10 protein-coding genes, 1 tRNA gene and 1 pseudogene are annotated in these 12,285 nt (G+C 64.9%); 7 read left to right on the top strand and 5 right to left on the bottom strand.

Annotated elements, in window-relative coordinates; all coding sequences use genetic code 11:
- Positions 1-9: 9 nt before the first annotated feature.
- Positions 10-441: a hypothetical protein gene (locus tag A5788_RS13880; RefSeq protein ID WP_064864648.1), complete on the top strand. Its 432-nt coding sequence runs from the start codon at positions 10-12 to the stop codon at positions 439-441.
- Between the two features lie 31 nt (positions 442-472).
- Here the strand turns inward: A5788_RS13880 and A5788_RS13875 are convergent, their stop codons facing one another.
- Together A5788_RS13875 and A5788_RS13870 are read right to left on the bottom strand one after the other, a co-directional pair.
- The gene (locus A5788_RS13875; protein WP_064864650.1) at positions 473-928 is read right to left on the bottom strand and encodes a Fur family transcriptional regulator; all 456 of its coding nucleotides are present in this window, start codon (positions 926-928) and stop codon (positions 473-475) included.
- Positions 925-1,365 carry an ArsR/SmtB family transcription factor gene (locus A5788_RS13870; protein ID WP_064864652.1) on the bottom strand — a complete coding sequence of 147 codons (441 nt, stop codon included), beginning with the start codon at positions 1,363-1,365 and terminating at the stop codon, positions 925-927. Before A5788_RS13870 ends, A5788_RS13875 begins: the two co-directional genes overlap by 4 nt.
- Positions 1,366-1,552: 187 nt before the next feature.
- On the opposite strand from A5788_RS13870, the gene A5788_RS13865 reads away from it, so the two are divergent.
- The 4 genes from A5788_RS13865 (at position 1,553) to A5788_RS24075 (ending at position 6,452) form a co-directional block, all read left to right on the top strand.
- Entirely contained in the window at positions 1,553-2,956 is a 1,404-nt protein-coding gene (locus tag A5788_RS13865; RefSeq protein WP_005206493.1) for a glycine--tRNA ligase, read from the top strand.
- A gap of 126 nt (positions 2,957-3,082) precedes the next feature.
- A complete protein-coding gene (locus tag A5788_RS13860; protein WP_064864654.1) occupies positions 3,083-3,556 on the top strand; it encodes a cold-shock protein in 474 nt (157 codons plus the stop codon).
- A complete protein-coding gene (locus tag A5788_RS13855; RefSeq protein ID WP_064864656.1) occupies positions 3,549-4,856 on the top strand; it encodes a deoxyguanosinetriphosphate triphosphohydrolase in 1,308 nt (435 codons plus the stop codon). Before A5788_RS13860 ends, A5788_RS13855 begins: the two co-directional genes overlap by 8 nt.
- A gap of 306 nt (positions 4,857-5,162) precedes the next feature.
- Entirely contained in the window at positions 5,163-6,452 is a 1,290-nt protein-coding gene (locus tag A5788_RS24075) for a PE-PPE domain-containing protein (RefSeq protein WP_231894320.1), read from the top strand.
- A gap of 14 nt (positions 6,453-6,466) precedes the next feature.
- On the opposite strand, the gene A5788_RS13845 is transcribed toward A5788_RS24075, so the two are convergent.
- The gene (locus A5788_RS13845; RefSeq protein WP_064864660.1) at positions 6,467-8,704 is read right to left on the bottom strand and encodes a glycoside hydrolase family 3 C-terminal domain-containing protein; all 2,238 of its coding nucleotides are present in this window, start codon (positions 8,702-8,704) and stop codon (positions 6,467-6,469) included.
- 143 nt (positions 8,705-8,847) lie between these two features.
- Between A5788_RS13845 and dnaG the strand changes: the two genes are divergently transcribed.
- On the top strand, positions 8,848-10,767 hold the full coding sequence (gene dnaG / locus A5788_RS13840) for a DNA primase (protein WP_049698325.1): 1,920 nt from the start codon (positions 8,848-8,850) through the stop codon (positions 10,765-10,767).
- A gap of 6 nt (positions 10,768-10,773) precedes the next feature.
- Here dnaG and A5788_RS24070 read toward each other — a convergent pair whose 3' ends face one another.
- Positions 10,774-10,932 carry a hypothetical protein gene (locus tag A5788_RS24070; RefSeq protein WP_197494609.1) on the bottom strand — a complete coding sequence of 53 codons (159 nt, stop codon included), beginning with the start codon at positions 10,930-10,932 and terminating at the stop codon, positions 10,774-10,776.
- Positions 10,933-11,431: 499 nt separating this feature from the next.
- On the opposite strand from A5788_RS24070, the gene A5788_RS13835 reads away from it, so the two are divergent.
- Positions 11,432-11,508, top strand: a tRNA-Ile gene (locus tag A5788_RS13835).
- An 11-nt stretch (positions 11,509-11,519) separates the two neighbouring features.
- Here the strand turns inward: A5788_RS13835 and A5788_RS13830 are convergent.
- A pseudogene (locus A5788_RS13830) lies at positions 11,520-12,212 on the bottom strand (DUF418 domain-containing protein); the annotation flags it as partial.
- Positions 12,213-12,285: the final 73 nt, after the last annotated feature.

The raw sequence follows: 12,285 nt of genomic DNA, 5'->3' as shown, positions 1-12,285 counted from the left end.
GAGTCGTCGGTGAGCAATGAGTCGAGCCCGAATTCCTCTGCCGCGCAACAGGTTCTACTCGAAAGGGTGGCCACGCTCCTGACCGAGATCGGCGACGTCACCGACGTCGACGCCGAATCAGTGGTCGTCGCTGTCGGCTCGACGCGGGCGTCGGTTCGTGTCATCTCGCTGGCCGACGACCTTCAGGTGGTCTCGGTGACACAGTTGCTCGCGCTCAACCTTCCCAACACCGACGCGCTCCGTTCCGACGTCGAAGAACTCGACGCGACGCTGAGCTTCGGTAACCTACGACGCTCCGATCTGACCGGCGTGACCACAGATGTGTTGCAGTACTACACATTTCCGGCCGACGGCCTCACCGACATCCCATTGCTGACGGTGCTGCACATCGTACTGTCCGGCGGCGACGACATCGCCCGTAAGCTCGTCGACGCGAGCTGAACCCCGCCGAACATACTCGCGCCGACTCAAGTCAGCGCGCGGCGCGGCAGTCGGCACACACCCCGAACACCTCGACGGTGTGGTGGATGTCGCTGAAGCCGTGTTCTGCCGCGATCTTCGACGCCCAGCGCTCCACCGGATCTGCCTGCACCTCGACCGTCGTGCCGCACACCCGGCACACCAGGTGGTGGTGATGCACCGACGAACAGTTGCGGTAACGCATCTCGCCCGAACCGTCCCAGAGTGCGTCGATCTGTCCGGCCTGGCTCAGCGCCTGCAGGTTGCGGTAGACGGTGGTCAAACCGATCGATTCGCCACGGGCTTTGAGTTGCTCGTGAAGCTCCTGTGCCGAGCGGAAGTCGTCGCCCTCCGACAGTGCGTCGGCGATTGCCGCGCGTTGTCGCGTGGAACGGATTCCGGTGACGGGACGCTCGCGGCCCGTGGTGTCGGTGGTCGCGGCGTTGTTAGTCGTGTCGGTGCTGCTCATCGTTTCGTTTCGTCGCTGTGCGCGGTCGATCGCTGTGTTGTCGCTGCGGCCGTGGTGTTCGTGGCGGGCGCGTCGGGGTCACGTGTCTGCGGCGTCGGACGAGGCTCGGTTGCGTGTGTGAGGGCGTCGGTGACGATGTGTGCGAGGTGGTCGTCGATCAGCGAGTACATGATCTCGCGGCCATTGCGTTCGCCGCTCACGACGCCGGCGTCCTTCAAAACTCGCAGGTGTTGGCTGACCAATGGCTGGCTCACGCCGAGCGAGCCCACCAGTTCGTGCACGCAGCGGGCGTCTTCCTGCAGTGCCAACACGATGGCGATCCGCATGGGCGATGCGAGTGCCCGGAGCAGGTCGCTGGCAGCCTCACGCGCAGCGACGTCGCGGGCACCGACGCCGCGCGAGCCGAGGCCGTCTGAACACTGGCCGCGAGTTCCCATCTCTCCATCTTAAGGGAAGTGGTTGTCATTTGTGGTCGACGCCCCACTGGTCGCGCTGCTCGGACCGGAGGATGCTCCACGGCGCTGGTCAGGCGTCGTCAGCGGACGGCTAGGCTGTAAGGGTTGCCGGCCAGCGTGCCGGCGAAAAGTTTGTGACCTGTCCCAACGTCCGTGGAGAAAGATCCCTGTGGCCTCCCGCCCGTCGAATGCTGCCCCTGCCAAAGTCGAAGCCGTCGTCAACCTCGCCAAGCGTCGGGGTCTTGTGTACCCGAGCGGCGAGATCTACGGCGGAACACGGTCGGCGTGGGATTACGGGCCGCTCGGAGTGGAGCTCAAGGAGAACATCAAGCGGCAGTGGTGGCGGAGCATGGTCACCAGTCGCGACGACGTCGTCGGACTCGATTCGTCCGTCATCCTCCCGCGGCCCGTGTGGGAAGCCAGTGGCCACGTCGAGGTCTTCACCGATCCGCTCGTCGAATCGCTGTACACCCACAAGCGCTACCGCGCCGACCACCTGATCGAGGCGTACGAACTCAAGCACGGACATCCTCCGGAGAACGGGCTTGCCGACATCAACGACCCGGAGACGGGTCAGCCGGGCAACTGGACCGAGCCGCGTGCGTTCAGCGGATTGATGAAGACCTACCTGGGGCCGGTCGACGACGAGGAGGGGCTGCACTACCTCCGTCCGGAGACCGCTCAGGGAATCTTCGTCAACTTCAAGAACGTCATGACGACCTCGCGCAAGAAGCCGCCGTTCGGCATCGCACAGATCGGCAAGAGCTTCCGTAACGAGATCACCCCCGGCAACTTCATCTTCCGTACTCGCGAGTTCGAGCAAATGGAGATGGAATTCTTCGTCAAGCCGGGTGAAGACGAGGAATGGCACCAGTACTGGATCGATCAACGCTTCGCCTGGTACACCGATCTCGGTATCAATCCGGAGAACCTGCGGCTCTACGACCATCCCAAGGAAAAGCTGTCGCACTATTCCAAGCGCACCGTCGACGTCGAGTACAAGTTCGGCTTCTCGGGTAACCCGTGGGGCGAACTCGAAGGCGTTGCCAATCGCACCGACTTCGATCTGTCCACCCACGCCAAGCATTCGGGTGAAGACCTGTCCTTCTTCGACCAGGCGACGGGCGAGCGGTACACCCCCTACGTGATCGAGCCCGCCGCCGGTCTGACGCGTTCGGTGATGGCGTTCCTGTGTGACGCGCTGACCGAGGAAGAGGTGCCGAATGCCAAGGGCGGCACCGATACTCGTACTGTGCTCCGCCTCGATCGTCGACTCGCTCCGGTGAAGGTGGCGGTGCTTCCGCTCTCGCGCAACGAGAAGCTGTCGCCGAAGGCCAAGGACCTCGCCGCGGAACTGCGCAAGTACTGGAACGTCGACTTCGACGACGCCCAGGGGATCGGAAAGCGTTACCGCAGGCAGGACGAGGTCGGAACGCCGTTCTGTGTGACGGTCGATTTCGACACCCTCGACGACCAGGCCGTGACGATTCGCGAACGCGACACGATGAGCCAGGAGCGGATCGCGCTCGACCGCGTCGTCGAATATCTGGGGAGCAAACTGCTCGGGGCGTGACGTCTGCGGTTCGCCAGTCGGTCGTTGGGTAGGCCTGACCTGCGGTGGTCTGTCACAATTGAGAAGAGTTGCCGTGCGCGGTCGGACACGGGGTCCGACCGGGCGGCGAGGAGAGTGAGTGGAGTCGTGGCGGTCAGCGGGAAAGTTGTTCATTACGACACGAACAGAGGATTCGGATTCTTGGCTCCGGAGTCCGGCGGTGCCGATGTGTTCTTGCACATCAATGACATCGATATCGACGAGGATTCGCTGAAGCCGGGCGCCAAGGTCTCGTTCGACATCGAGGAAACCGACCGCGGAGCCAAGGCGGTCAACGTCGCGGTCACCGAAGAAGCGCCCGCCGACGAGTCGGGATCGGGGCGCCCACATCGTCGTGATTCACACGACCACCACGGTCGGTCGCACGGTTCCGACCGCTCGCACGGAGCCGACCGTCGACGTCCCCGTGGAGGCGGCGGGTCACTCGATGCAGCGGCATTCACCGAGGAGATCACCGAACTGCTCCTCGACGCCTCCGGTGACCTGACTGCCAAGCAGATCGTCGCCATCCGTCAGCGCGTCACCGACTTCGCGGTCGGTCGGGGCTGGGTGCTTGACTAGTACCCCGCTCTCTGGCCTGACCGGTATACCTCCGACTGCTGAGTACGGCGAGGAGGCTGTCGAGCGCATCGTTCGTGAGGGCGCGAAGACAGCCAGCCTGCCCGGTACCAGGACAGATCACCGCAGTGAGTACGCGCGCGACCGTGCGCGCGTACTCCATTCGGCCGCATTGCGTCGGCTTGCGGACAAGACCCAGGTCGTCGGACCACGCGAGGGTGATACTCCGCGCACCCGCCTCACGCATTCGCTCGAGGTGGGACAGATCGGACGCGGCATCGCGATCGGTCTCGGCTGCGAGCCCGATCTCGTCGAACTCGCCGGTCTCGCTCACGACATCGGGCATCCGCCGTACGGACACAACGGCGAACGAGCGCTCGACGAGGTTGCCGTCGACATCGGCGGGTTCGAGGGCAACGCGCAGAACCTGCGCATCCTGACTCGACTCGAACCGAAACTGCTCGACGCCGACGGTGCTTCCGCGGGCCTGAACCTGACCCGCGCGTCGCTGGACGCCACGCTCAAGTACCCGTGGCTGCGCCGGCCACCGGCCCGCAAGTTCGGTGCCTACGACGACGACGCTGACACCCTCGCGTGGGTTCGCAAGGGTGCGCCGGGCGATCGGCAGTGCATCGAAGCACAGGTCATGGACTGGTCGGACGACGTCGCATACTCGGTGCACGACCTTGAAGACGGGGTCATCGCCAACCGTATCGATCTCCGGTCACTCGGCGACCCTGACGATCAACGCACGCTGGCGGAGATAGGTGTCGCGGAGTTTCCCGAGCTGGAACCGGAACCGCTGATCGACGCCGCGGGCAGGCTCTCGCAAATGGACATCGTGCGTGTAGTAGGGGTGTTCGACGGCAGTCTCGACGCATCGGTGCGACTCAAGAGACTCACGAGCGAACTTATCGGCAGGTTTGCGTCCGCCGCCATCACGGGTACCCGCGAACAGGTCGGTGGGCGCTCGATCGCTCGCTACGACGCCGATCTGACGGTGCCGCCGCTGATCGCCGCCGAGGTCGCGATCCTCAAGACCTTGGCGCTGCGATTCATCTTCTCCAACGAACGCCACAAGTCGCACCAGGCCCGCCAACGCGAGCGTATCCACCGAGTCGCGGGATGGTTGATGGCCGCGGCTCCTGGCGGACTCGATCCGATCTTCGTCCCGACCTGGCAGGCCGCCGAGACCGACGCCGCGCGATTGCGCGTCATCGTCGATCAGATCGCGTCGATGACCGAGGGGCGCCTCGAGCGCATGGACAAGCAGAACTCCGGAGCCCAGGCGCACCTCGGCTGAGGTTCAGACTGGCCGGGCCTTGGCGTGCACCGGCACCCGGGAGCGCGCAGGACTCGGATGCGACCCAGAATCGGGATACGCCAGGGTTTCAGAATGTATCGACTAGTTGCGTGTGCATTGTGATTCGCCGCGGTTTGTACAAGCGGATTCTTACGGTATCTGGGTTCAGTGAATTTATTGACGTAAAAGGCAATTCCAATTCGGATTAACGCGCGTCTGGTTCGCTATCTATGCGTACAGTTTGTTTTGGGAGACCTCCGGGGGCTGTCGAAAGGAATGACGCGGATGGCCCGCCTCCGGAGTCGATTGAGCAACACTGGAATCATTGCATTCTTCGCCTGCAGCATGGTCAGTCTCGCGTTGTTCAGTGGTAGTCCGCGGGCGACTGCGGCGGTACTGCCGGCCCCGTCGTCGGACACATCGATTTACACGCTCGAACCACTCGACTACAACCTTTTTCCCGTGATGAAAACGCTGTTGCGGGGAGCGTGTCTGAAAGCTGAACCGAACTGCACGAAGATCTGGACTCCGGCAGCGCTTGACCCGTCGCATCTGCGGGGAGTCCTCGGCGAGGTTGGTCCGATCTCGATCGGCGCCTTCGCGCTCGACGCTGCGTTTCGTAGCGACGGCGACAAGAACGTCGTGGTTCTCGGGTACTCACAGGGCGGCCAGGTCGCGGCATTCTGGCTGCGCAACCTGAGCCAGAACGCATCCTCGTACGCGCCGCCGTCGACGACGTCGTTTCTGCTCGTTGGCAACCCGGAGAACACCTACAGCCCGCCCTGGTTGCCGAAGACACCAACTGACACCGGCTACCAGGTCACCGAGTTGTGGCGGCAGTACGACGGGTGGGCGGATTGGCCGACGCACTTCAACCTCATCGCCTACGCGAATGCCATCGCAGGCATGTTGTACGTCCACCCGTTCGCCTATGTGGACGCCGATCCCGACGATCCGAACAATGTCAGGTGGACCGACGGCAACACCACCTACGTGATGATTCCGTCCCACGACCTCCCGCTGCTGCAGCCGCTGCGATTCATCGGACTCGGGTTTGTCGCAGACGCGCTCAACGATCCGCTCAAAAAGATCGTCGACAGCGCTTACGACCATCCGCAGAGCGCCTCCGACGTCGCAGCCCAAACGCCTTCCGCCACGGCGGCCGACGCGGCGGACTCTGGCGCCGCGACTGCGGCGGCACGCACGACCACGGGTCTGTCGAGAGCCGCAGCCACGTCCGAACCGCGAGCGACTGCCCCCGAATCCGCTGACACGACCGAATCCGCTGCCACGACCGAATCCTCGAGCACGCCCGAATCCTCGGACAGCTCTGGAACATCCGGGCCTGCAACCGAATCGAGCGTCGTGGAGTCGCCGCCCGCGTCACCGGTGCCGACCGAACCCGCTGTGCCCACCGAACCCGCTGTGCCGAGCAGTCCGACCGTGTCGAACGGAACGGAGGGGTCGGCCGGCTCCGAGGGCGCGACGACTGAGGGCGGGACGACTGAAGGCGCGACGACTGAGGGTGCGACGACAGGGGCGCCGTCCGAAGCTCCTGCCCGTGCGGCGGATGCCTCAGCGGCAGGTGGCGCGTAGCCGTCGATCGGCGACTACTCGGCGGATGAGTTTCCGGCGTCGACGTTGACGGCGTCGAGCTTCTCGGCCAGCGCCCTCTTGGTGACCGCGCCCGTGGTGAATTCGGGCAGTCTGTCGACAGGAACCGAGCCGATCATGGCCAGCAGTCCCGGTCCGTCGGCCTCGGTGACGTCGGGGAAGGAGCTCTTGACCAGGTCGGTCAACGCATCCTTGCCGCTGGGGACCGAAACCACCTCGGCGATGGTCGAATTGGTGGTCAGTGGGATGGTGATCTCGTCTCCCTTGACCTCGACATCGGCGTGCAGGCGGATATCGCGACTCGACGCTCCGACGTCGATCCGATACGTCGCGCCTTCGACGACGAAATCGTGGACGCGAACATCCCAGTACGCCAACACATCCCGCGGCACGCTGATGGTGACGCGCTGCTCTTCGCCGGCCTTGACGTCAACGCTGGCGAAGGCCTTCAGTTCGCGCACCGGTCGCGAGACGGACGAGGTCTCGATGCCAGAATAGACCTGCACGACCTCGCGTCCGTCGACGCTACCGACGTTCGCGATGGTGACCTCGACGGCCAGGCCGTCGGCGGTCTCGGTGACCGATAGGTTGCGGTAGTCGAAGTCGGTGTAGGACAAGCCATGTCCGAACGGATAGGAGAGGTTCATCTTGCGTGCGTCGTACCAGCGGTAGCCGATGAACAGTCCCTCGCCGTAGGTGACGTGCTGGAATTCGCCAGGAAAGTTCAGGTAGCTCGGGTTGTCTTCGTGGCGCAGCGGGATGGTCTCCGACAGTCGCCCGGACGGATTGACGCTACCGAACAGAACGTCGGCGATGGCGCCTCCGCCTGCCTGGCCGAGAAGCGCACCGTCGAGGATCGCGGGAGCGAGAAGCGGCGCGACGCGGAGCACTCCGCCGCGTGAGAGCACAACGGCCGTACGGGGATTCGCGGCCAGAACCGCCTCGGCGAGTTCGAGTTGATCGGCGGGAAGGTCGATGGTGGTCCTGTCGAATCCCTCTGACTCCTGGTGCTCGGCGAGCCCGAGGAACAGCACGACGTTGGTGGCCGATCGCGCCGCGGCGACGGCATCGGAAATGAGGTCGCTGCGGTTCTGGGAATCGTTGTCGTCGGTGGTGTAGCCGGCGGCGTAGACGACTTCCGAGCCCGCATGGCTCTTGATCTCGTCGAGCGGGATGTCGACCTTGGTGGCGTTGACCTTCGACGACCCGCCGCCCTGATAACGCGGTTGCGCGGCCATCGTGCCGATGACGGCCAGCGATTCGGAGGTGTCGAAGGGGAGGAGGTTGTCGTCGTTGCGCAACAACACGATTGCCTGGGCAGCGGCCTCGCGTGCCAGCGCGTGATGGGCGTCGACGTCGAATGTGCCGTTCTCCGAACGGATGTGCGGTGCTGCTCGTTCGACGAGCGCGATCATCCGGTCGGCAGACTCCTGCAGTGCCTGCGGGTCGAGGCGGCCGTCGTCCACGGCAGCCGCCACGTCGTCGTCGAGTTCGTCGCCCCCGAACGGCATCATCAGGTCGAGTCCGGCGGCCACCGAGCGGACACGGTCGACAACTGCGCCCCAGTCGCTGACCACCACGCCGTCGAACCCCCATGTGTCTCGCAGGATGTCGGTGAGCAGTTCGCGGCTCTCACTCGCGTGGACGCCGTTGATGCGGTTGTACGAGCACATCACCGTCCACGGTCGGGCGGTGCGGACGATGTGGCCGAACGCTCGAAGGTACAGCTCGTGCAGTGTGCGCTCGTCGATCGCGGCGCTCACCCGCATGCGATCGGTCTCCTGGTTGTTGGCCGCGAAGTGCTTGAGCGACGCACCCACGTCGACGCTCTGCACGCCGCGTACCCACGCTTCGCCGAATGCTGCCGAGAGAACAGGATCCTCGGAGTAGTACTCGAAGTTGCGGCCGCCGAGTGGGGAGCGTTTGAGGTTGATACCGGGGCCGAGAACGACCGAGACCTGGCGGGCGAGTGCCTCGGTGCCGATGGCTTTGCCGATGCGGGCGGCGAGGTCGGGGTTCCAGGTCTGGGAGAGTCCGACAGCGGGCGGGAAGCAGGTCGCGGGAACGCTCTCCGACAACCCGAGGGCGTCCGACGAGCCCTCTTGTTTACGCAGTCCGTTCGGGCCGTCGGTCATCGCGATCGACGGCAGGCCGCCTTCGGACTTGGTCTGCCAGAAGTTCTTGCCGCTGGTGAGTCGGGCCTGCTCTGCTGTGGACAACGACGGTGTAGCCATAGGTACTCCTCGGTGCGACGACTCGTGCCCCCCCGGTCTCGACCGTAGCCGATCCGTCGTCGCAAGCCGGGCGGGTTGGCGCCGGTCCGCGTGCTTGTGGATGTAGCGGACGACCGAACCGCCGAGGTCACTACACTGGGGACGTGGCAGGCCGAATTCCCGATCGTGACATCACGGCAATCCGTGAACAGACACGCATCGAGGAGATCATCGGCGACTACGTCGCGTTGCGTCCGGCAGGTGCGGACCGGCTCAAAGGGTTGTGTCCCTTCCACGACGAGAAGACGCCGTCGTTCCACGTCCGTCCGCATCACGGTCACTTCCACTGCTTCGGCTGCGGCGAGGGTGGCGACGTCTACAGCTTCTTGCAGAAGCAGGAGCACGTCAGCTTTGTCGAGGCCGTCGAGCAGCTCGCCGACCGGCTCGGGTATCAGATCCACTACGAGGGTGGCGGGACATCGGTCGCACGAGATCGCGGAACCCGTGCACGCCTGGTGGCCGCCAACGCCGCCGCGCAGAAGTACTACGCCGAGCAGTTGCGAACCCCCGACGCCCAGATCGCGCGCGACTACCTCACCGAACGGAACTTCGACGCCGCTGCGGCGTCGACCTTCGGTTGCGGGTACGCACCCGCAGGCTGGGACACGATGACCAAGGCGTTGTTGGCGCAGGGCTTCGAGTTCGCCGAACTGGAGGCGGCCGGCCTGTCCAAGCAGGGACGCAAGGGTCCCATCGACAGATTCCACCGCCGTCTGCTGTGGCCGATCCGCAATCTCGGCGGAGACATCATCGGTTTCGGCGCGCGCAAGCTGTTCGACGACGACAACCTCGGCAAATACATGAACACGCCAGAGACCATGCTGTACAAGAAGTCTCAGGTGTTGTTCGGACTCGATCACGCCAAGAAGAACATCGCCAAGAGTCACCAGGTCGTCGTGGTCGAGGGATATACCGACGTGATGGCGATGCATCTGTCAGGGGTGACGACGGCGGTCGCGTCGTGTGGCACCGCGTTCGGTGAGGATCACCTGGCGCTGATCCGTCGACTGATGATGGACGACTCGTACTTTCGCGGTGAGGTGATCTACACCTTCGACGGCGACGCGGCCGGAAAAGCCGCGGCGCTCAAGGCGTTTGAAGGCGAGCAGTCCATCGCCGGCCAGACCTTCGTCGCCATCGCGCCGGAGGGGATGGACCCGTGCGAGTTGCGGCAGAACAGGGGAGACGCCGCAGTCCGTGATCTGATCGCGCGTCGGGTGCCGATGTTCGAGTTCGCGATCAAGGCACTTCTGGCCGGGTTCGATCTGAACACCGCGGAGGGTCGCGTTCACGCCCTCCGCGACACGGTGCCGGTGGTGGCCCGGATCAAAGACGTGGCGCTGCGCGACGAGTACGCACGTCAGCTCGCGGGTTGGGTTGGCTGGGAAGAAGTCGGGCAGGTGCTCGCGCGAGTCCGTGAGGAGGGCGCGCGGGTCGCCCGGGTGAACGGACGTGCGTCGGCATCCGGGCGTGGACGACAGATGCGTCGTGATCGGCCCGAAGCGGAGAAGGCGCCGGGACCCGGGCGACCCAACCCGGATGACCCCCGCCTGTGGCCGCAACGCGAGGCGCTCAAGGCCGCACTGCAATACCCGGCCATCGCGGGCACCGTCTTCGATTCGCTGCCCGAGGAGTGCTTCACCGAACCCGCGTACACCGTCGTCCGAAATGCGATGTCGGCGTTGGGCGGCACGTCGTCGGGGATGGGCGGCACCGAGTGGATCGACGCCGTCAACCACGAGGTCGACAACCCCGTGGTCGGGCCGATGGTGACCGAACTCGCCGTCGAACCGATGCCGGTCAGCGAGCAGAACATCTCGCGCTACATCGGCAGTGTGCTCGCCCGACTGCAGGAGGTCTGGGTCGGCGCGCAGATCGCCGACATCAAGTCACGCCTGCGACGCATGGCCCCGGGCGATGATCCCGACGGCTATCACGCGGTATTCGGCGATCTCGTGGCGTTGGAGGCGTATCGACGCAGTCTGCTCGAGCAGGCCGTCGACCCTGTCGTCGACGTCGGATGACGGTGGTCAGGCGGCGTTGAGCCTGCCGCCGGGTCGCAGTTCCTCGGGGAACATCGGCCGGTGCGGGTCCTCGGAGTTGTATCGGCAGCCACCGGAGTACGTGTGGGTGCCTTCGCAGCGGTCGGGCGTGGGGCGCGGGCGTCCCCAGATGTGGTCTGCACTCATCGGCTCGCCTCCTCGGGCTCGGATAGTGGGCGACGGTGGCGCTGCGACAGCGAAGCGACCGGGATTCTCGGCTCGATGGCCTACCGAAAGTATGGGGCGACACCTGACCGGTCGGCCAGTTGACGCGAGGTTTCACTCGTGGTTGCGCGAATGTGGGTCGGGTCACCGGGCGGGCGGTTCGGCGCTCGGGGTTGGGCGGCTGCTCGGGTCCGGGGGCTCGCAGAAAGTAGGGGAAAGGACTCTTCCCGCAGTTGCTGACCGTTTCCCTGGAAGTTGTGCGGGGAAATCGAAGAGACCCGCGGAAAGAACGCTTCCCCTAGTTTCTGCGCCCCGGGACCGCGGCTCGACGTCGCGCGGCGCGGCTCCTCGGCTCCGCGGCGCCCGCAGGAAGTAGGGGAGAGAACCCCGTCGGGTATCGGCGGCAGGGCGACGGAGACGACCCGCGCGAGCCTCGGCGAGGAGGCCGTGCGGTAATCTGCCACCGGGCACGTGCCCGAACGGGGCGGTAGCTCAGTTGGTTAGAGCCGCGGACTCATAATCCGTAGGTCGCGGGTTCGAGCCCCGCCCGCCCCACCACATTTGGTGATTCAGTTGCGCACCCGTTCGCGCGTAGCACCACTGAGAACGTCATACCCGCGGTGCCACATCCATTCGAGCGGCCCGCGCTCGTGATGTGCCAGCCACAGGCGCGATCCCACCATCAGTAGTCCGGCGATCACGAGGAACAGCATCACGGTGACCGGGACAACCGTGGTGGAGTCGAGTTCGGCCGCAAGGCCGAGTCCCCATCCGTAGCAGACCGCGCCTGCGAGCGCGTTCTGCAGGACGTAACACGTCAGGGCGGTGCGTCCTACGGGAGCGAGTGCACGACCAATAGCACCGGGTGCACGTCCGTCGACGTAGAACTGTGCCACCCATGCCAGGATGCCGAACGCAACGATCGGGGCAAATCCGTAGCGGCCGAGGACGAGCCCGGCATCGCCTCCGAAGAGGCCTGCCGCAAAGTCGAGTGGCAACGCGATCGCGCCTGCGACCATCAGTCGACTCCGGAGCGCGGCACCGTGCGGTTCGAGCACACCCGCGCGCAGTAGTGCCGCTCCCGCGAGGAACAGCGCGATGGACATCGGCAGGATGAAGATGACTTCGCTTCTGAACAGCACCAGGTGTTCGGCACGGAAGGCGACGAGTTCGAAGAAGGAGCCATCGGCATACGGATTCGGTGAGAGTTGTTGTTGCGCAACGGTAGTAGGGGTAGTGGTGGCGAGCGCCCACACCACTAGTGTCGCGTTTCGTTAGTTGGTTTTCGGTTGAGCTTTCTTGAGAATCTCCTCGACCGGTTTCGTCCACACGAAG

The organism is Gordonia sp. 852002-50816_SCH5313054-c, assembly GCF_001665925.1.
In the GTDB taxonomy this organism is placed as follows: domain Bacteria; phylum Actinomycetota; class Actinomycetes; order Mycobacteriales; family Mycobacteriaceae; genus Gordonia; species Gordonia jacobaea.
This window is presented reverse-complemented; position numbering and strand designations above follow the sequence as displayed.

Coding starts and splice junctions, on each gene's coding strand:
- A5788_RS13875 (WP_064864650.1), bottom strand. CDS start 928: ATGAGCAGCACCGACACGACTAACAACGCCGCGACCACCGACACCACG.
- A5788_RS13870 (WP_064864652.1), bottom strand. CDS start 1,365: ATGGGAACTCGCGGCCAGTGTTCAGACGGCCTCGGCTCGCGCGGCGTC.
- A5788_RS13845 (WP_064864660.1), bottom strand. CDS start 8,704: ATGGCTACACCGTCGTTGTCCACAGCAGAGCAGGCCCGACTCACCAGC.
- A5788_RS24070 (WP_197494609.1), bottom strand. CDS start 10,932: ATGAGTGCAGACCACATCTGGGGACGCCCGCGCCCCACGCCCGACCGC.